The organism is Deinococcus humi, assembly GCF_014201875.1.
Classification (GTDB): domain Bacteria; phylum Deinococcota; class Deinococci; order Deinococcales; family Deinococcaceae; genus Deinococcus; species Deinococcus humi.
The window spans coordinates 111,245-129,458 of the sequence record NZ_JACHFL010000001.1; the positions used below are offsets into that span (position 1 = coordinate 111,245).

Sequence of the window (18,214 nt, forward strand, 5' to 3'; positions counted from 1 at the left end):
GCCCTCTACTCCTGGTCCTCAGCAGACACTTTCCCCTCCTCCTTGGTCAGTCGGCTAATCACGGACAGCGTGAACAGGAACAGAAGCGTGGCTCCGGTCGCCAGCACATACAGGTGCAGCCCGCAGGCCACGCCCACCGCCGCCGTCGCCAGCATGCCCGCCGCCGTGGTCAGGCCCTTGGCCTTGTGTCCCCGGTCCGAGAAAATTGCCCCCGCCCCCAGGAAGCTGATGCCGCTGACCACCGCGCCCAATAGGCCGATCATGTCGAAGCGTACGCCATTGTCCCAATCGCCAAACGAGGTGATCAGCGTCTCGGCCAGCACCACGAACAGCGCTGAACTCATGCCGATCAACATGTGGGTCCGCAGGCCCGCGCTGCGGTGGAGCTGTTCACGCTCCCAACCAATGGCGCCGCTGAGGACAAAGGCGACCAGTAGACCCTGCATCAGCTTCAATTCATCCCAGATGGCTTCCATGGCCTCAGTTTAAGCAGGCGGCCAGCCCTGGCTCCCGCTTCGTCTCCGGGGGTAAAGAAGCAGGCTCATCTGCGCCTTGATAGGATGGCAGACCTGATGACCTCCCGGTTCGTGATGAGCAGCCCTGTGTCTGGCAGTCCCCTGTCCCAAGGGGTGACCCCGTGAGCGGCGGTCTGGTGGCCCTGCTCGATGACGTGGCGGCGCTGGCCAAGCTGGCCGCTGCTTCCGTCGATGACATCGGGGCGGCAGCGGGCCGGGCCGGGGTCAAGGCCGTCGGCGTGGTGGTGGACGATACGGCGGTCACGCCGCGTTACGTCACCGGTTTCACGCCGGACCGCGAACTGCCGATCATCTGGCGCATCGCCCGGGGATCGCTGAAGAACAAGATCGTGTTCATCCTGCCTGCCGCCCTGCTGCTCAGCCAGTTTCTGCCGTGGGCGCTCAACCCGCTGCTGATGGTGGGCGGAGCCTACCTGTGTTTTGAAGGGGCCGAGAAGCTCTACGAGGCCATCTGGGGGCACCACGACACGCAGCAGGAGGAAGTGATCAAGCTGAGCAGCGCCGCCCACGAGGAAAAGATGGTCTCGGGCGCGATCCGCACCGACTTTATCCTGTCGGCAGAAATCATGGCGATCTCGCTGGCCGAGGTGGCCGACCAGCCCCTCGTTTCCCGCGCGCTGATCCTGGTGGTGGTGGCCCTGATGATCACCGCGCTGGTTTACGGCGTGGTGGGCCTGATCGTCAAGGCCGACGACTTCGGCCTGAAGCTGACCCGCAGCGGCTCAGGTGCGGCGCAGGCCATCGGACGCGGGCTGGTCAAGGGCATGCCCGTGGTCATGTCGGCCCTGTCGGTGATCGGTACGGCGGCCATGCTGTGGGTGGGCGGCCACATCATCATCGACGGGCTGGACAAGTTCGGGCTGACCTGGCCGGCCCATACCCTGCATGAGCTGGCGCTGGCCGCAGGGCACGCGATTCCCTTTGCAGAGGGTGTTGTGGAATGGCTGGTAGAAACGCTGGGCTCGGCTCTGGTGGGCGTGTTGCTGGGCGGAATCATCGTGGCGGCGCTGCACCTGCGGCCTGCCAAGGCGGCGGCCCACTGAGGGGTTGACCGGGACGCGGCCCACCACCGGCACAACTCCAGTTCCTGGGTCAGGAGCGCTCCAACAGCCACGCCAGCAACGCTTCCCGGACCTCCTCACGAGGCTCGTCGTTGAGCAACTCGTGGTAGCCGCCCTCTTGCAGGACTAGGGTCTTGTCGGGGCTGGCAATCGTGTCGAAGAACCGTTGGCTCCCTGCCGGATCGGTAATGGTGTCTGCCGTGCCGTGAAGGATCAGGGTCGGGAGCTGCCAGCGGGGGTAGTGGGCCCACAGCTTCTGGCTCAGTCCCAGCATGGTGGCGGCGGTTAGAGCGCGGACCTTGCCGTGGTACATCAGCTCGTCGGCCTCGTAAGCCGACACTTCCGCGGTCAAACGGGACAGGCCGCCCGTACCCAGATCGCTGACCGGCGCCGCCGGGGCCACCAGCGCCAGCAGTGGGGCGAGCGCCTTGATCAGCGCCGATTCCTTCTGGCCCACCAGCAGGGCTGGGCTTGACAGAATCACGCCTGCCAGTCCACGTGGGCCGCGGGAGGCACTTGCCGCCGTGACCAGGCCGCCCATGCTGTGGCCCAGGGCAAACAGCGGCAGCGGCGTATCGTCGCCGGGACGGGAGCGCAATGCCTCGCGGGCTTTCAGATGATCGTCGACCAGCACGTTCAGGTCCACGACCGCCCGCCGTCCCCCCGAGCGGCCGTGACCGCGCTGGTCGTAGGCGTAGACGGAAAATCCGCGCTCCACGAGCGTGGGAATCAGGGCGTGATATCGCTCGACGTAGCGGGTGGCGTATTCGCCCACCCCGTGCGAGATCAGCACCTCCCCGCGCGGTTGTTCGGCCCGCCAGACATATCCGCTGACCGGCGCACCCGGGACGCTCCATTCTTCCTGCGGCCATTGCCCACTTTGCATGGCGCGAGTCTAATGCCCTGCCCGCTCACATAAAGCCCGGATGAACCGCGGTCATCACGGCCCCGGCAGGGCGCGCGGCAGACTGTCGGGATGGCAGATATTGCAAGGAAAGCGAATGCCCAGTGGATGGGTGACCTCAAGGGTGGCAAGGGCAACATCAGCACCGAGAGTGGCACGGTCAAGAACGCGCAGTACTCGTTCAGCACGCGCTTCGAAAACGGAACCGGGACCAACCCGGAAGAGTTGCTGGCCGCCGCACACGCAGGCTGCTTCACCATGCAGCTGTGCGCGATCCTGGCAGGTCACGGCCACGATCCGCAGGACGTGCGGACGGAAGCCACCTGCGAGATGGTCAAGGATGGCCCGGGCTTTAAGGTCAGCGCCATGAAACTGAACGTGCGCGGCAAGGTGGGCAACATTGATCAGGCCGAGTTCGAGAAGCATGTGGCCCAGGCGGCCAAGATGTGCCCCCTGAGCAAGGTCATGGAGGGCAACGTGGACATTACCCACGAGGCCGTGCTGGAGTAGCCCACTGCGCACCAAGAAGAGCGCCTCCGCTTCGGCTGGGGGCGCTCTTCTCTTTTGGTTTCTAGTCAGCTGACCGGCGCGACTACGGCTGCTTCGGGGTCGGCTCGGTGGGCTGTGCAGGGGTAGACGGGGGCGTCTCCCCGCCTCCCGGCGCCGAATCCCCGGGTGCCGGCTCCGCTGGCGTGCTGGCCGGCGGCGTGTCCGTTCCGGGCGCCGCTGGAGTCTCTGGCGTGGTGGGCGTTTCGGCTGGTTTCTGCTCCACCGGGGCGGGTTCGGGCGTGCGCACCGGCTTGTACTGACTGCTGAAGATCCGCAGGTCCGCGTCGTCCACCTTGCGGTCCTGGTTCAGATCGCCCACTGAGGCGGCCTTGCCATAGTTTTCCATCAGGATCGCCAGATCCTTCAGATCGATCTGGCCGTCGCCGTTCAGGTCCGCGCCGCTCAGGCGGGTGCGGGCGGCCTCAGCCGTCCAATCTTTGAAGCCCAGCTCACGGGCCAGTTCCTGCCGCACGGCCTGTTCCAGCGGCAGCGGTCCCGCCGGGTTGAACTCGATGCGGCGCGTCCCAGCCACCGTGACCACGCGGGCCGCCACGTCGGGGTTGAACGGCGCAGCGCTGCTCCCCGCGCCGCCCAGGACCAGCACCGTACCGCTGCCACTGTCCAGCGTCACGGGCAGTTCCTTGGTGCTGATGGCACCCAGGGCCGCCTGCACGGCGCGGGTCAGGGCCTCGCCCTGCGGTTGCAGCTTGACGCTGGCGGCATCGGCCACACCCAGGCCCACAGTCAACAGCAGCGCCGCACAGAGGGGACGGAATCCCCAGAGGCGCTTCATTTGGTCCCCAACGCGGCGCGGATGGCGTCACGTAGTTTGGCGGGATCGGTGATCGGTGCCTTGGCATCCCCGGCCGACACCTTGCCGTCCGTGACCGGGTACAGCCCCTGGTTGAAACCCACCAGCGGGCTGTCCTGCTTACGGGTGTACAGCAACGCGAAGACCTCCTGTCCACTTTTCAACTCCGGCAGATCCGCCAGTCCCTGAAGGAAGAACAGCGCAGGCTTGCCGTCGTTCTGCGGCAGGCGGGCGGCGTCCCCGCTGATGGTCTCGGCCACGGTCAGCGGGTAGGCCAGGTACGTGACCTCGCCTTCCTTGACGCTGACGGCCGCCCCCAGCGTACCGCGCACGATCACTTCCGCCTTGCCCACCTGCTGCGCCAGCGTCAGGGGGGGCGCGGTGGTGGCCCCAGCTGTGGCCGCCAGAAGGGCGGCCAGCACCATTCGCCGGCGCATCACAGTGGCGCTCCAGTGTTCAGCCGCGCCCCGGGCTCACCCTGAACGGGCGGCTTGGGCGGCTCAATGGGGTTCGCGGGGTCTTGTCCCGGAGGCGTTGCAGGGGTGTCGCTGGGCGCCGTCTGGGGAGCGGTCGGCGTCGTCTCGGTCGGAGGCGTTGCGTCGGGTGTCGTCGGCGTGGGTGTCGTGGTGGGGACGGGCACAGCTTCGGTAGAGGCGGGCTGCTCCGTGCTGGCCGGAGTCTCCCCCTTGCTGGCCGTGGAGGTTTCGCTCATGACCGCCCCCGCCATGGTTCTGCCCGCCAGCAGCTTGCCTGTGCCGTCGCGGGCTTCGTAGCCCAGTTTGGTGGCGTCCAGGGTGACGGGCTTGGCCGGTTTGACTCCAATCAGGGCGACACGGACCCCGTTGCGTGGAACGGTCTTGAACCCCATGTCCACGGTCAGCACCTGACCCTGCTGCTGCCAGAACAGCACGCCGCTTCCCTCGGAGGCCTGCACGCGGGTTACAGCCACGCCCGCAGGCAGTTCCCAGTTCAGGCGGGCGGCGCGCACGTTGCGGGGCGCGGTGATGTTGACAGGAATGCGCGTCTCGCCGCGAATCTCGCCCGAGGGCAGCTTGGGGGCCAGCGACAGGGGCGGCAGGGTGTTGACGTTGACGGTGTATTCCTTGGCCCGCGTACTGAGGGTGGAATCGGTGACTTCCAGCGTGAACTTGTAGGTGCCGGTGGTGGTGGGCATGCCGGTCAGGCGCTGACCGCTCAGCTTGATGCCAGGAGGCAGCGTGCCGCTCGCCACCTTCAGGGTGTACGGTCCTGCGCCGCCCGAGATGCTCAGATCAGCCCCGTATTCCTCCCCCTGGTACATCACGGGCAGACCAGCGGCGCTGTCGGCAAAGTAGAGGATGTCCCGGCCGCTCCCGGTGGAGGTGCCGGTGACCGGCTGACCGCATCCAGCCACGGCGAGGCTCAGCGCCAGGGCCAGCGCGGGCCACGTTGTGCGAACTCGCTTCATGCCCGCCAGTGTACCCGCCGCCCCGTGTCAGTCCCGTGAGTTTGCGGTGATTTACCGGGGGCCAGGGATGGGGGGCTGGTCAACAGCTGCACCCAGCGTGTGATTTTCAGGACCCGCTGCACCAGCTGTCGCTGAATCTAGCTCCCCACGTGGCGCGAATCTGAAATCTGCAAACGCTCAATAGACCTGGGCCACTTCGGCGGACCAGCCACGGTCTCTTTCTACCCATGCTCTAGACTTGCCGCCATGACAACTGCAGCAACACCGCTTCCCGCCCTGCCCGGCGTGGGCGAACGCCTGGGCCGCTACACCGTCAACCGCGTCGAGAGCCTGCCCGAGATGAGCGGGCACCTGATCCTGCTGACCCATGAGAACGGGGCGCGGCACGCCCATGTGGTGCGCGACGACGACAACAGCGCCTTCGGCGTGACCTTTCCCACCGTGCCGCGCGACAGCACCGGGGTGGCACACATCCTGGAACATATCGTGCTGATGGGCAGCCAGAAATACCCGGTGCCAGACCCGTTCTTCGCCATGCTGCCGCGCAGCCTGAACACCTTCATGAACGCGATGACCAGCAACGACTGGACCACCTATCCGTTCAGCACCCGCAACGAGAAGGACTACTTTAATCTGCTGGGGGTGTATCTGGACGCCACCTTCTTCCCGCTGATGCGCTACGAGAGCTTCCGGCAGGACGGCCACCGCTTTGAATTTGAAACGCCCGATGACCCGTCCACCGAACTGAAACTCCAGGGCGTGGTCTACAACGAGATGAAGGGGGCGATGGCCTCGCCGGGTTCGGTGATGTGGCGGGCCTTCGGCAAGGCGCTGTTTCCGGACCTGACCTACGCCAACAACAGCGGCGGCGCGCCGGAGAATATTCCGGAGCTGACCTATGACAACCTGCGGGCCTTCCACGCCGCGCACTACCACCCCAGCAACGCCTTTTTCTACACCTACGGTAAGCTGCCGCTGGCGCGCATTCTGGAGGAGATCGAGTCGCACGTCATGTCGCGCTTCCAGGCGCAGACGCTGGACGTGAGCATTCCCGATCAGACGCCGTTCCCCGAGCCGCGCCAGGAGCGCGTGACCTACCCCGGCAGCGACACCGAGCGCGGCACCCAGGTGAGTGTAATGTGGAAGCTGGGCCTGAGCAACGATGCGGACGCCAACCTGCGCTGGAGCGTGCTGAGCGACGTGCTGCTGGGCAACGCGGGAGCGCCGCTGACCCGCCCGCTGATCGAGTCCGGCCTGGGCAGCGCGCTGGCCGATCTGACCGGCTACCGCGACTCCTTCCGTGAGGGGGCATTTGCCGTGGGCCTCAAGGGACTGGGCGCCGGTCAGGTACAGGCCGTGCAGGACCTGGTGCTGAACACGCTGCGGGAGATCGTGGAACAGGGGATTGATCCGGCACTGATCGAGAGCAGCCTGCACCAGTTCGAGATCGGCCAGAAGGAGGTCAGCAATTCCGGCTTTCCCTACGCGCTGGGCGTGATGTTCCGGCTGCTGGGACCGTGGTTGTACGGCGGCGATCCGCTGACTGGCCTGCGCCTGGACACCCAGCTGGAGAAACTGCGCGCCGATCTGGCCGCGGGCCAGGTCTTTGAGCCGATGTTGCAGCGTGAATTGCTGGACAACCCCCACCGCGTCACGCTGGAACTGGCCCCCGATCCCGAACTGGTCACCCGCATGGCCGAGCAGGAGCGCGAGCTGGTTCAGAAACTCAGCGCCGACTTCACCGACGAGGACCGCCAGCGCATCGTGGCCGAGAGCCTGAGACTCAAGGAATTGCAGGCGCAGGAGAGTGACCCGGACGTGCTCCCCACGCTGGTCCTCTCCGACGTGCCCGCCAGCATTCCGCCAGTCCCATACGACACCGAGGAAGCGGGCCGTGCCCTGATCGCCCGCGTGCCCCAGCCCACTGGCGGCCTGACATACCTGGACGTGCAGGTGAGATTGCCCGAGTTGCCGGACGACCTGCTGGAGGTACTGCCCCTGTACGCTGCCGCCGTGACCAAAAGCGGGGCGGCAGGGCAGGATTATGTCGCCCTGGCCCAGCGCATGGAGGCCGTGACCGGCGGAGTCAGTGCCAGCGCCAGCAGCGGCGTGCGCCCCGACGATTTGCACCGGTTGCGCCTGGCAGTGTCGTTCAGCGGCAAGGCGCTGGCCCGCAACGGGGAGGCGCTGGTGGAGGTGATGCGCGACATCATCGCGGCCCCTGAATTCACCCGCGAACGGCTGGAGCAACTGCTCAAGCAGCGTCTGGCCGGGCTCAAGGCCAGCGTGGTCAACTCGGGCAACGCCTACGCCGAGCGTCTGGCCGCCGCGCAGGTCAGCCCCGCCGCCGCCATCAGCGAGACCTGGGGCGGCCTGAGCGGGCTGGAGACCCTTAAGACGGTTGTGGAGGAGAACAAGCTTGACGACCTGCTGGAGCGCTTCGGGCGCATCCATACGCTGCTGCTGTCCGGTCAGCCGGTGCTGTGCCTGACGGCCACCCAGGACGACCTGGGACTGGATCTGACGCCGCTGGCGAATCTTTTCACCACGGAGACCCCGGTGGGCCACCCGCAGCCCCGCCCCCATGACGGCGGCCCGCAGGCGCGCGTGACCGATTCCCCGGTGGCGTTCAATGCGGTGGCCTTCGAGACGGTGCCATACACCCACGCCGACAGCCCGGCGCTGCTGGTGCTGGCGCGGCTGCTGCGAAGCGAGTACCTGCTCAAGGAACTGCGCGAGAAGGGCGGCGCGTATGGCGGCAGCGCATCCTTCGATCCGCGCGAGGGCGTGTTTGCCATGTCCAGCTACCGTGATCCCAACATCGCTCGGACCTACCGCGTCTTCCGAGATGCCCGCGCTTTCCTGAACAGCGATCTAGGCGTTCGCGAGGTGACCGAGGCGGTTCTGTCGGCCAGCAAGGCGCTGGACCCGCTGACCAGCCCGGATACCGTGGGCCGCCTGCGCTTCTTCGGTGATCAGGCAGGCTTCACGCCGGAGGTGCAGGCAGCCTACAAGACGCGGCTGCTCAACGTTGGCCTGGACGATCTGAAACGCGTGATGGACACCTACCTGACCCCGGAGCGCGCCGCCTACGCCTTGGTGGCTGGACGTGACCCCAACGAGGAAATGCTTGAGCTGGGCCTGAAGTTCAACGTGCAGACCGTTTAGGGTGGTGCAGCAAACAGGACGGGGGTCACTCTTCCCGTCCTGATTCAACAGTGAGAAAAACGCACGGGGCGCCTGAATGGAAGCAGGATTCCTTTCGGGCTGCTGGCTGTCAGGCTGAGAACATGTTCAACCAAACTAATCTGAAACGGCCCGCCGCCTCTTTCGCCGCCGTCATTGGTCTCAGCTTGGTGTTGAGTGCCTGTGGGGGCGGTGAAATCGTGACGCCTGATCCTGATCCGAAGCCGGACCCCACCCCTACAGAGCAGGTGGGATTGATCAAGGGCCAGATCACCCCCTTCAAAGCGGGTGACGTTTTGAGTGTCAGAGCAGGTGTTGAGAATGATCAGGATTCGGCGATCGCCAGAGCACCTGTTGACATGAAAGGGGCATTTGACCTTCAATTACCCATGGTTAATGTCATAACCACGAACTTCAATGGTAAACTGATAAGTCCTAAATATGTTTTTGGCTGCGATGATTCTCAGATTGACAAGGAATCCTCTTTCACGACAGGCTTACTACTACTTCCGATCAATGATTTAAAAACTGATAAATTTCAATCGATTATCGCAGAAGTTGATCCCAATAGCCCAACCTTCAATTATAAAGCATGGTATTTCGCGAATATGGACGGGAGTTTAAAATTCAAAGGGGATTGCATCCTTAGAGGCAAAATAGACACCAATTTGAATTTCAAGAGGGGCTGGAACGTCGTCAACACATACACCGATACCAGTGCTGGAACAACGACCTACACCATTACGTCACAGCCTGAAGATCGCATCCCCTGGACATTTGCTACGGCAGCAGCGACCAGCCTAAGTCTGCGCGGGCAAAGCGTTCAGCTCACTAAAAACTACTTCACACCCTGGAAGAACCTGCCCCAGTATCAGAACCGCTAAGCGCTCAATAGCAAAAGCCCCCGCACTTATGCGGGGGCTTTTCTGGTGGCTCGGCAGGTAGGGGTCGAACCTACGACCATTCGATTAACAGTCGAACGCTCTGCCACTGAGCTACTGCCGAACACTGGTCCTTCTCAGATCCTACTCCCGAAAAAGCGTTGGGGGTAAGGTGGCGGGCCGTTTCCGGCGCGAGAAGGATAGTACCATCCGCCTTCAAAACACGCAAGTCCCAGCCACTCGCCCAGAGGACGGGTGAAAGCGCCCCTCTTCTAAACCAGTTCCGCCTGGGCCGCCTGTTCCTGACGGAACTGCAACTCGTACAGGTCACGGTACAGTCCACCCTGGGCCAGCAGTTCAGCGTGGGTGCCGTCCTCCACCACTTCCCCCCCATTCATGACCAGAATGCGGTCCGCATTGCGGATGGTGCTCAGACGGTGGGCGATCACGAAGGTGGTGCGGCGCAGCATCAGGCGTTCCAGGGCGGCCTGCACCAGAGACTCTGATTCGTTGTCCAAGGCGCTGGTGGCTTCGTCCAGAATCAGGATGCGTGGGTCCTTGAGGATGGCGCGGGCAATGGCGACACGCTGGCGCTGACCGCCCGACAGTTTGACTCCGCGCTCGCCCACCACGGTGTCGTAGCCATGTTCAAAGGCACGGATGAAATCGTCGGCATTGGCCGCCTTGGCCGCCGCTTCCACTTCCTCAGGCGAGGCGTCGGGGCGGCCATACAGAATGTTTTCGCGCACCGTACCGGAAAAAAGCAGCGTTTCCTGCGGCACCAGGCCCACCTGAGCGCGCAGATCCTGCAGTGGGTATGAGCGCACGTCCTGACCGTCCACCCGCAGGGAACCGCCCGTCACGTCCCAGAACCGCGGAATCAGATTCACGAAGGTGGTCTTGCCCGCGCCGCTGGGGCCGACCAGAGCCACCACCTGTCCGGCAGGCACGTCCACATTGATGTGCCGCAGCACCGCCGCGCCCTCGAACTGGGATTCGCCGTCGTAGGTGAAGCTCACGTCGCGGAATTCCACCCGGCCCTCGGCACGGGCCAGGGACAGCGGGGTGACCGGCGCGGGGAGATCGCTGCGCTCGTCCATCAGCTCGAAAATGCGGCTCGACGCCCCCAGCGCTTCCTGAAACTGGTTGAAGATGCCGGTCAACGCGGCCACCGTGCCACCCACCTGCAGCGCGTAAATCAGGAAGGTCACCAGGTTGCCGGGAGTCATGCTTCCTGCCATGACCTGCCGCCCGCCGTACCACAGCACCACGGCCAGTGCGCCGAAGGTCAGGAAACTCATCACGCCGCCCATCAGGGCTTGCAGGCGGGCGCGGCGCAGGGCGGCCAGAAAGCTGACAACGATGCCCTGGCCGTAGCGGTTCCTCTCCACGTTCTCGGCGGTGAAGCTCTGCACCACCCGTACCCCGCTGATGGCTTCCTCGGCGTTGGCGTTGGCGGCAGCCACGGCGTCCTGTACCTCGCGGCTGACCTTGCGGATGCGCCGACCGATCACAATGGCCGTGCCGATGATCAGCGGGATGACCGCCAGGGTCAGCAGGCTCAGGCGCGCGCTGGTCAGGATCAGCAGGATCACTGCCCCGATCAGGCTGACCGACTGCGCCGCAAGCTGCGCCAGCGCCGTGCTGGTCACGGTCTGCACGGTCCCCACGTCGGCGGTCAGCCGGCTGGTCAGGTCACCGGTCTTGTGATCCCCAAAAAAGCGCGGCGACAGGGTCAGCAGGTGCGAGAACAGCGAGCGACGCAGGTCCGCCACCACGCCCGCCCCCACCCGCGACAGCAGGTACGACTGCGCCGCCCCGAAGAGTGATGACAGCGCAAAGATGCCCAGCAGCAGCAGCACGGTGCGGTCCAGCGGCCCGGTGTCGGTGCTGCCCACCTTCAGGAACGAGGCGTCGATCAGCCGCCCGAACAGCAGGGGGAAGACCAGGTTCAGGCCGCTGGAGATCAGTGTGGCCAGCGCCCCTAGAATGAAGAGGAACCGGTACGGTCTGGCGTAGGCCAGCAACCGGACCAACTGCCGGGGATCGCGTTTGGGACGGGGCGCGTCGGGATCATGGCTGGAGGTAGAACGGCCAGGGCGCGAGAACATGCGATCAGGGTACGCCTGCATGCGGGGTCAGATGGCCGGAAAGATGACCAAGCCTGCCCCGGTGGCTTGCCAGCATAAACTGGCGCATGACCATCGGTGAGCACCTCACAGAATTTGGCGGCTTTCAGGTTCAGCAGTGGGAGCCAGGACAGCCGCTGAGCGACACGGCAACGACGATTCACCGCATAGCCGTGGATTACGACGATGAGAACAACTGGACTGACAAATTCCGGACCTTTCTGGCGCTGCCGGGGGTGGAGCAGACTCAAGGGCTGGTGGTGGGCCTGTGGACAGACGAGAGCACGGAAGGCGACGTTTCGCCCATGATCGAAGCGCTGGTCAGTGCCCACGGGCAGCTCCCGCAGCTCAGAGCCCTGTTCATCGGCGACATTACCTACGAGGAGAACGAGGTGTCGTGGATCACGCAGGGCGATCTCTCTCCCGTTCTGGCCGCCTACCCACAGCTCACCCATCTGGGCATTCGCGGCGGCAACGACCTGAGCCTGGGTCAGATCCATCTCCCCGAACTGCGCGAGCTGATCGTCCAGGCGGGCGGTCTGAGCGCTGAAGTCGTGCGCGAGGTCACCGCCGCCGAACTGCCCAAGCTGGAACATCTGGAACTGTACCTGGGAACCGAGGATTACGGCGCGACGAACGCCGCCGACGATCTGACGCCGCTGCTGGACGGCTCACGCTTTCCGGCCCTGAAGTACCTGGGGGTGAAGAACAGCGAGCATCAGGACGAAATCGCGCAGATGTTCGCCCATGCTCCGGTACTCGATCAGCTTGAAGTTCTGGACCTGTCTCTAGGAACCCTGACCAATGAGGGCGCAGCTGCCCTTCTGGACAGCGAGCGTGTCAGGACGCTGAAGAAACTCATCCTCACCCACCACTTCTGCACTGAGGAAATGATGGAGAAGCTGGCCGCGCTGCCCATTGACGTGGATACCTCCGATCCTCAGGACCATGAGGACGACTGGCGTTTCGTGGCCCTGGGGGAATGAGGCCGGCTCCCGTTGTCACCAAACTGCCACCCTGCGATGTGCTGCTGATCGCCCCGCCGCAGGGCCGACGCGCCCGCGCTTTCGGGGCCACCCTGAATGACCTGGGCTGGCCCCCGGCGCGGGTGGTGTCGTATCTGGATTTGATGGAGGACCGCGTCAGGCTGGCCGATCAGGTGCGCCCCGGCAGCATCGTCCGATTCGAGTCTCCGGGCGAGGACATCGGCACTGAACTGGCCCTGATTGAGATGGGAGGCGGGCCAATGGTGGATCTGGAGGCAGGCGAACTCGCTCCGTCGCGGGCGTGGCACGCGGGCTTCAGTCAGGTTCTGCAGGCATTGGACGCGCAATTGCAAAATGCCCCCCCCCACACCCGCATGCAACAGACCGCCCACATCCTGACCATGTTCGACAAGCCTGCCACGCACGCGCGGCTGGGGGCAGCGGGCGTCCCAGTGCCAGAAGCGCTGCCGGAAGTGAACTCGTTCGACGGGCTGATGGTCGCGGCGAGGGAACGCGGCTGGACACGGCTGTTCATCAAACTGGCTTACGGCTCCAGCGGTTCAGGCATCGTCGCTTTGCAATGGACCGGGCAAAGGGTCAGCGCCGCAACCACCGTACGTCAGGAAGCTGGTCGTCTGCTCAACTCACGGCGGCTGATCAGATCACAGGACTGGGCGGAGATCAGGGCGCTGATTGACGCGCTGGCCCCGCACCGCCTGCACGTCGAACGCTGGCTGCCCAAGGCCAGTTTTGGCGGCGGCACCATTGATCTGCGCGTGGTGGTCATAGGTGGAGAGGCGCGGCACGCGCTGGTGCGAACGTCGCGCGGGCCGATTACGAATCTGCATCTGGGGAATCAACGGGGCGACATCGAGGCGCTCAAAACGGAACTGGGTGCGGAACGCTGGACAGAAGTGGGGCGCACCGCCGAGGCCGCCCTTGCCGCCTTTCCTGGCGCCCTCTACGGCGGCGTAGACCTGCTGCTGACGCCAGGGTGGAAGCGTCGGGCGGTGCTGGAAGTCAACGCTTTCGGCGACTACCACCGGGGCATTCTGGTGGGCGGCAGGGACACCTACGCGGCAGAACTGTTTGCGCTGGGGCAGGCGAAACGGGGAGGGCAGAATGCTGAATGCGCGTGAATGGATCGGCACCTGTGACGTGATGCTCCTCACACTGGACAGCTTGCGCTATGACGTGGCCGTTATGGCGCTAGAAGCGGGAGAGACGCCCCATCTCGCCGCTGTCCTGCCCGGCGAAGTGTGGGAGAAGCGGCAGACCCCCGGCAGCTTCACCTACGCCGCGCATCACGCTTTTCTGTCGGGCTTTCTGCCCACGCCCGCGCGTCCGGGGCGTCATCCACGCCTGTTCGCCGCCGCTTTCGAGGGCAGCCGCAGCACCTCGCCGCAGACCTTTACCTTTGAAGAGGCCACCTTGCCGGAAGCGCTGGCGACTCGCGGCTATCACACGGTCTGCGTGGGCGGTGTGGGCTTCTTTAATAGGCGCTCGGCGCTGGGAAGCGTGCTGCCTGACCTGTTCGCCGAGGCACACTGGTCCCCAGCCAGCGGCGTCAAGAATCCTGACTCGGCAGACGTGCAGATGCGTGTGGCAGCGAAGGCCCTGGAGGCCGTTCCGCCAGGGCAAAGGGTTTTCATGTTGCTCAATGTTGCGGCCACCCATACGCCCACGCACTTCTACGTGCCGGGCGCGCGGCAGGATTCGGTGGAAACTCAACGGGCCGCCCTGCGAACGGTGGACGCCGCCCTGCCTATCCTTTTTAACGTTTTGCGCGCACGCGGAGACACGTTGCTGATCATCTGCGCCGATCATGGCACCTGCTTCGGCGAAGACGGCTACCACGGTCACCGCCTCGCACATCCACAGGTGTGGACGGTGCCATACGCGGAGCTTCTTTTGAAGGAAACTGAAGCATGACTGCCACCCTGCCGCCCGCATTGGCCGAATTGCTCAGGGGCGGCCCCTACCAGAGCTACACCTACGGCTATCCACACAAGACGGCCTACCGCCCGTTGAGCAAACCCGTGGCCCTGCGCGACGCCTGGGCCAACGAAAAACGCGACTCTCTGTTCCTGTACCTGCATATTCCCTTTTGCGAAATGCGGTGCGGCTTTTGTAACCTGTTTACCGTTGCCAACGCCCCGCTCAGCCTGGAACGGGCGTATCTGGACGCGCTGGAACGGCAGATGAAGGTGGTGCGCGGAGCACTGGACGGTGCGAAGTTCTCGCGCCTCGCCATTGGCGGCGGCACACCCACCTTTCTGGAGGCACAGGAGCTGGAACGTGTGTTTGATCTGCTTGACACGCATTTCGGGGTGGCGGGACTGCCTGCCAGCGTCGAAACCTCTCCCGCCACCGCCACGCCAGAACGGTTGCAGGTGCTGGCCGGGCGGGGCGTTTCCCGCGTCAGCATTGGCGTCCAGAGCTTCCTGGAATCCGAGGTCCGGGGCGTGGGACGCGCCCAGAGCAATGCGGAGGTATGGACTGCGCTGGACAACATCCGCGCTGCCGGGCTGCCAGCGCTGAACATTGATCTGATTTACGGACTGGCCCACCAGACGCCGCAGACGTGGCTGGAGTCGTTGGAAACGGCGCTGATGTGGACGCCAGAGGAGCTGTTTCTCTATCCGCTGTACGTACGGCCACTGACGGGAATCGGGCGGCTGGGGCGCACCTGGGACGACGAGCGGCTGGAATTATACCGACTGGGGCGTGAATTCCTGACCTCGCGCGGGTATCTGCAGACCTCCATGCGCCGTTTTCAGCGGGACATCCTGCCGCTGGCCTCCGAGCCGGAATATGCCTGCCAACTGGACGGCATGGTGGGGCTGGGGTGCGGGGCACGGTCCTACACGCGCGGTCTGCACTACTCCAGCGAGTATGCCGTGGGCCGCGTGGGCGTGCGCGAGATCATTCAGGACTTCGTTCAGCAGCCTGCTGGGGCCTTTGAGCACCTCACCCACGGCATCTATCTGAGCGAGGATGAGCGGCAGCGACGGTACGTCTTGCAATCGCTGCTGCACATATCGGGTCTGAATCTGGAAGTGTACTGTCAGCAGTTTGGCGGTAACGCACTGGCTGACTTCCCACCGCTTGTCGGATTGGCGGATACAGGCCTCGCCAGGCTTGAAGACGGCGTCTTGACCCTCACGCCCGCTGGCATGGAGCTGTCCGACGCCATCGGGCCGTGGCTGTATTCGCCTGCCGTGCGTGCGCTGAGCGAGGCTTACGAGTGGAGCTAGAAGGCCCCTTACCCGCCGCCTGCGAAGAGGTTCAGAAAACGGCGCCAGAGCCCCTCTCCGTGCTTTACCGGGGACCGCTGTCCAGTTGCAATTACGCTTGCCCATACTGTCCCTTCGCCAAACACACCGAGACGGCGGCGGAGCATGCAGCAGACGCACGGGCACTGGCCAGGTTCAGTGCCTGGGCGGAAACGCAACCTTTCTCCCTGTCTATTTTCTTCACGCCGTGGGGTGAGGCGCTGGTCAGGCCGCGCTATCAGGCCGCTTTAACCCACCTGAGTCATCTGCCGCACATTCGGCAACTCGCCATTCAGACCAATCTCTCCGGCTCGTTGAGGTGGCTGGAAAATGCCGAGAAATCGAAGATCGGTGTGTGGGCCACCTATCACCCCGGCGAGGTGGCGCGCGAACGCTTCCTGACCCGCTGCGCCGAACTAGACACTCTCGGCGTGCGCTACAGCGTGGGGGTGGTGGGCAAGAAAGGGCATTTCGGAGACATTGAAACCATGCGCGCCGCTCTGCCAGGGCACGTTTACCTGTGGATCAACGCCTTCAAGGTGGGAGACGGCTATTACTCGCAGGCCGATCTAACCCGACTGGGCGCGGTGGATCCACTGTTTGAGGTCAACACACGCCGCTACCGCGTGCGCGGCATGCCGTGTAACGCGGGCGAGACAGTCATTAGTGTGGAGGGTGACGGCACCGCCCGCCGCTGCCACTTCATCGAGCGGCCCATCGGTAATATTTACGAGCAGGACGTACGCGACTTGCTGCGCCCCCGGCCCTGCACCCGCTCAAGCTGTGAGTGCCATATCGGCTACGTCCATCTGCCGGCACTAGACGCAGCCTCTGTGTACGGCGACGGGCTGCTGGCGCGTCTGCCTGACCCGACCCTGTGGGCGGACGCAGCGAGGCTGGAAACGTATCTGGCACGGGCACGAAACCTCCGAGCAAATTGATCTGCGCCCACCCTACGCCTCGATCACCGGTTGATACAACCCGGCGTCATCAAAACCCGCCAGCCACGCTGAGGCCGCCTGGGCGCGTGTGATCGTGGGTGGCACGCGCAGGGTGTAACGCCGCCCGGTGGAGGGGCAGCCCACGCAGACGGCCACGAACGGCTCGTCGTCCGGCAAATCCACGCGGACCAGGGTGCGTTCGCCACCCGCATCAGTGTCGCGGTCCAGCACCTTCGCGCCCACTTCCTCCAGAAAGCGCTCGGAGCCGATGCGCTCCATCATCACGCGGCGGACCTCGGCATTGGGCTGGGCAAGGATTTCCGCGCCAGAGATGGTGTGGGGGGCAAAGGCCAGCCGTTCGTCCACACGGACGCCGCGCCAGCGCAGGGCAGCAACTGAGCCAGCGGGCAACCCGGTCAGGCCGCTCCCAGCTACATCCAGCCAGCCGCTGACCCGCAGCCCCCGTGGCAGGGCCGTAATGCCCCGGCAGCCGGAAATGTCCAGTTGCGCCACCTGCCTCAGCCATTCCGGCAACCCGCGCAGGCTCAGGCAATCCCGGGCCGACAGATGGCCGAAGCGTACCCGAGCGTGCATGGGCCAGCCTGAGAGCGCCTCGCAACGGTTGATGTTCAGAAAGCAGACGTCCAGCCCCTCGGGCAGCGATTCCAGCGAGAGGCAGTCCTGCACATTCAGCGAGCCGACCGTTAGGCCTTCGGGAAGCGTCTGGAGACGGGCGCAGCCGTCGAGCGTCAGGCGAAATTGTACGCGCAGGCTGGCCGGAACGCTCTGGAGGGGCAGATTTCTGGCAATCAGTTCGCCCACCTGTAAGTCTTCGGGCAGCTCGGTCAGGCCAGTATCGCTGAGATCTAGGGTGTCGCCGCTCAGGCCGTCGGGCAGGCAGCGCAACCCTTTCTCGCCGGACAGATCCAGGCGCCCCCGGAATTTCAGAGGCCCACGCGCCTCACCACTCAGCAGCAGTTGCCGCACCTCAGCGGCGTTCAGAATTTGGGGCATCAGTCCAGCACCCGGCGAATGGCTGCGGGGCTGTATTCGCGCTGCATCCATACCTTGTAAAAGCCGCGAGGCAGCGTGATGGTGGCGTGTTCCTCGTGGATCAGATCGGCGGTGTCGGACAGCACCTGCACGTAGGTGTCTGTGTCAGCCGTGTAGAGCTGAACTGCCGCTGCGTCGGAGAAGCGATGGCTATGTCCCGTGACCTCACCGCGAGCCAGCGTGGCGCCGGGGCGGGAGTGGGCATTGGGCATCGTGGGCACGCTTTGGACGAGAACATCACCGTGGCGGTAGAGCATGAAAGACCTCCTGAATGGATGAATTGGGCAGATTGATTACGTTCACAGCATAACAGAATGTATGTGCTACGGCAACTTAGGAAACATTTGCCGAGATGTCTGGTGAGACCGACATGGTTAGCGCCTCCTGACGATCTGCGCATTCCTCACGTTTCCTTGCTTCTCAGGAGCCGCCCCCGGCAATTGGGAGGTACACTG

The 18,214-nt window shown here is 64.6% G+C and carries 17 protein-coding genes and 1 tRNA gene; 9 read left to right on the forward strand and 9 right to left on the reverse strand.

What is annotated here, in order from left to right; all coding sequences use genetic code 11:
• Nucleotides 1-5 precede the first annotated feature (5 nt).
• Entirely contained in the window at nt 6-476 is a 471-nt protein-coding gene (locus HNQ08_RS00550) for an MgtC/SapB family protein (RefSeq protein WP_184127027.1), read from the reverse strand.
• A 161-nt stretch (nt 477-637) separates the two neighbouring features.
• Between HNQ08_RS00550 and HNQ08_RS00555 the strand changes: the two genes are divergently transcribed.
• Nucleotides 638-1,579: a DUF808 domain-containing protein gene (locus HNQ08_RS00555; protein WP_184127029.1), complete on the forward strand. Its 942-nt coding sequence runs from the start codon at nt 638-640 to the stop codon at nt 1,577-1,579.
• Between the two features lie 49 nt (nt 1,580-1,628).
• On the opposite strand, the gene HNQ08_RS00560 is transcribed toward HNQ08_RS00555, so the two are convergent.
• On the reverse strand, nt 1,629-2,483 hold the full coding sequence (locus HNQ08_RS00560) for an alpha/beta hydrolase (RefSeq protein ID WP_184127031.1): 855 nt from the start codon (nt 2,481-2,483) through the stop codon (nt 1,629-1,631).
• 90 nt (nt 2,484-2,573) lie between these two features.
• On the opposite strand from HNQ08_RS00560, the gene HNQ08_RS00565 reads away from it, so the two are divergent.
• Entirely contained in the window at nt 2,574-3,011 is a 438-nt protein-coding gene (locus HNQ08_RS00565; protein WP_184127033.1) for an OsmC family protein, read from the forward strand.
• Nucleotides 3,012-3,093: 82 nt separating this feature from the next.
• Here the strand turns inward: HNQ08_RS00565 and HNQ08_RS00570 are convergent, their stop codons facing one another.
• From HNQ08_RS00570 to HNQ08_RS00580, 3 genes are read right to left on the reverse strand one after another with little or no spacing between them, the layout of a single operon-like run.
• Nucleotides 3,094-3,843, reverse strand: a complete 750-nt coding sequence (locus tag HNQ08_RS00570; protein ID WP_229789529.1) for a hypothetical protein — start codon at nt 3,841-3,843, stop codon at nt 3,094-3,096.
• A complete protein-coding gene (locus HNQ08_RS00575; RefSeq protein WP_184127706.1) occupies nt 3,840-4,298 on the reverse strand; it encodes a hypothetical protein in 459 nt (152 codons plus the stop codon). The genes HNQ08_RS00570 and HNQ08_RS00575 overlap by 4 nt, the downstream gene beginning before the upstream one ends.
• Nucleotides 4,298-5,308 carry an Ig domain-containing protein gene (locus tag HNQ08_RS00580; protein WP_184127035.1) on the reverse strand — a complete coding sequence of 337 codons (1,011 nt, stop codon included), beginning with the start codon at nt 5,306-5,308 and terminating at the stop codon, nt 4,298-4,300. Before HNQ08_RS00580 ends, HNQ08_RS00575 begins: the two co-directional genes overlap by 1 nt.
• A 246-nt stretch (nt 5,309-5,554) precedes the next feature.
• Here HNQ08_RS00580 and HNQ08_RS00585 point away from each other — a divergent pair, with 246 nt between their 5' ends.
• Nucleotides 5,555-8,476: an insulinase family protein gene (locus tag HNQ08_RS00585; RefSeq protein ID WP_184127037.1), complete on the forward strand. Its 2,922-nt coding sequence runs from the start codon at nt 5,555-5,557 to the stop codon at nt 8,474-8,476.
• A 122-nt stretch (nt 8,477-8,598) separates the two neighbouring features.
• Nucleotides 8,599-9,378: a hypothetical protein gene (locus HNQ08_RS00590; protein WP_184127039.1), complete on the forward strand. Its 780-nt coding sequence runs from the start codon at nt 8,599-8,601 to the stop codon at nt 9,376-9,378.
• A 46-nt stretch (nt 9,379-9,424) separates the two neighbouring features.
• Here HNQ08_RS00590 and HNQ08_RS00595 read toward each other — a convergent pair.
• Both HNQ08_RS00595 and HNQ08_RS00600 read right to left on the reverse strand, forming a co-directional pair.
• Nucleotides 9,425-9,499, reverse strand: a tRNA-Asn gene (locus HNQ08_RS00595).
• 148 nt (nt 9,500-9,647) lie between these two features.
• A complete protein-coding gene (locus HNQ08_RS00600; RefSeq protein WP_184127041.1) occupies nt 9,648-11,486 on the reverse strand; it encodes an ABC transporter ATP-binding protein in 1,839 nt (612 codons plus the stop codon).
• A gap of 86 nt (nt 11,487-11,572) precedes the next feature.
• Between HNQ08_RS00600 and HNQ08_RS00605 the strand changes: the two genes are divergently transcribed.
• From HNQ08_RS00605 to HNQ08_RS00625, 5 genes are read left to right on the forward strand one after another with little or no spacing between them, the layout of a single operon-like run.
• A complete protein-coding gene (locus tag HNQ08_RS00605) occupies nt 11,573-12,490 on the forward strand; it encodes an STM4015 family protein (protein WP_184127043.1) in 918 nt (305 codons plus the stop codon).
• Between the two features lie 38 nt (nt 12,491-12,528).
• The gene (locus HNQ08_RS00610) at nt 12,529-13,629 is read left to right on the forward strand and encodes an STM4014 family protein (protein WP_184127045.1); all 1,101 of its coding nucleotides are present in this window, start codon (nt 12,529-12,531) and stop codon (nt 13,627-13,629) included.
• Nucleotides 13,613-14,422 carry an STM4013/SEN3800 family hydrolase gene (locus HNQ08_RS00615; protein ID WP_184127047.1) on the forward strand — a complete coding sequence of 270 codons (810 nt, stop codon included), beginning with the start codon at nt 13,613-13,615 and terminating at the stop codon, nt 14,420-14,422. The genes HNQ08_RS00610 and HNQ08_RS00615 overlap by 17 nt, the downstream gene beginning before the upstream one ends.
• A complete protein-coding gene (locus tag HNQ08_RS00620) occupies nt 14,419-15,747 on the forward strand; it encodes an STM4012 family radical SAM protein (protein ID WP_184127049.1) in 1,329 nt (442 codons plus the stop codon). Before HNQ08_RS00615 ends, HNQ08_RS00620 begins: the two co-directional genes overlap by 4 nt.
• 59 nt (nt 15,748-15,806) lie before the next feature.
• The gene (locus tag HNQ08_RS00625; protein ID WP_229789530.1) at nt 15,807-16,706 is read left to right on the forward strand and encodes an STM4011 family radical SAM protein; all 900 of its coding nucleotides are present in this window, start codon (nt 15,807-15,809) and stop codon (nt 16,704-16,706) included.
• Between the two features lie 12 nt (nt 16,707-16,718).
• On the opposite strand, the gene HNQ08_RS00630 is transcribed toward HNQ08_RS00625, so the two are convergent.
• Nucleotides 16,719-17,720 carry a DUF6745 domain-containing protein gene (locus HNQ08_RS00630; RefSeq protein ID WP_184127053.1) on the reverse strand — a complete coding sequence of 334 codons (1,002 nt, stop codon included), beginning with the start codon at nt 17,718-17,720 and terminating at the stop codon, nt 16,719-16,721.
• Nucleotides 17,720-18,016: a hypothetical protein gene (locus HNQ08_RS00635; RefSeq protein ID WP_184127055.1), complete on the reverse strand. Its 297-nt coding sequence runs from the start codon at nt 18,014-18,016 to the stop codon at nt 17,720-17,722. Before HNQ08_RS00635 ends, HNQ08_RS00630 begins: the two co-directional genes overlap by 1 nt.
• Nucleotides 18,017-18,214 lie beyond the last annotated feature (198 nt).

Coding starts and splice junctions, on each gene's coding strand:
- HNQ08_RS00550 (WP_184127027.1), bottom strand. CDS start 476: ATGGAAGCCATCTGGGATGAATTGAAGCTGATGCAGGGTCTACTGGTC.
- HNQ08_RS00560 (WP_184127031.1), bottom strand. CDS start 2,483: ATGCAAAGTGGGCAATGGCCGCAGGAAGAATGGAGCGTCCCGGGTGCG.
- HNQ08_RS00565 (WP_184127033.1), top strand. CDS start 2,574: ATGGCAGATATTGCAAGGAAAGCGAATGCCCAGTGGATGGGTGACCTC.
- HNQ08_RS00570 (WP_229789529.1), bottom strand. CDS start 3,843: ATGAAGCGCCTCTGGGGATTCCGTCCCCTCTGTGCGGCGCTGCTGTTG.
- HNQ08_RS00575 (WP_184127706.1), bottom strand. CDS start 4,298: ATGCGCCGGCGAATGGTGCTGGCCGCCCTTCTGGCGGCCACAGCTGGG.
- HNQ08_RS00580 (WP_184127035.1), bottom strand. CDS start 5,308: ATGAAGCGAGTTCGCACAACGTGGCCCGCGCTGGCCCTGGCGCTGAGC.
- HNQ08_RS00585 (WP_184127037.1), top strand. CDS start 5,555: ATGACAACTGCAGCAACACCGCTTCCCGCCCTGCCCGGCGTGGGCGAA.
- HNQ08_RS00590 (WP_184127039.1), top strand. CDS start 8,599: ATGTTCAACCAAACTAATCTGAAACGGCCCGCCGCCTCTTTCGCCGCC.
- HNQ08_RS00600 (WP_184127041.1), bottom strand. CDS start 11,486: ATGTTCTCGCGCCCTGGCCGTTCTACCTCCAGCCATGATCCCGACGCG.
- HNQ08_RS00605 (WP_184127043.1), top strand. CDS start 11,573: ATGACCATCGGTGAGCACCTCACAGAATTTGGCGGCTTTCAGGTTCAG.
- HNQ08_RS00615 (WP_184127047.1), top strand. CDS start 13,613: ATGCTGAATGCGCGTGAATGGATCGGCACCTGTGACGTGATGCTCCTC.
- HNQ08_RS00620 (WP_184127049.1), top strand. CDS start 14,419: ATGACTGCCACCCTGCCGCCCGCATTGGCCGAATTGCTCAGGGGCGGC.
- HNQ08_RS00630 (WP_184127053.1), bottom strand. CDS start 17,720: ATGCCCCAAATTCTGAACGCCGCTGAGGTGCGGCAACTGCTGCTGAGT.
- HNQ08_RS00635 (WP_184127055.1), bottom strand. CDS start 18,016: ATGCTCTACCGCCACGGTGATGTTCTCGTCCAAAGCGTGCCCACGATG.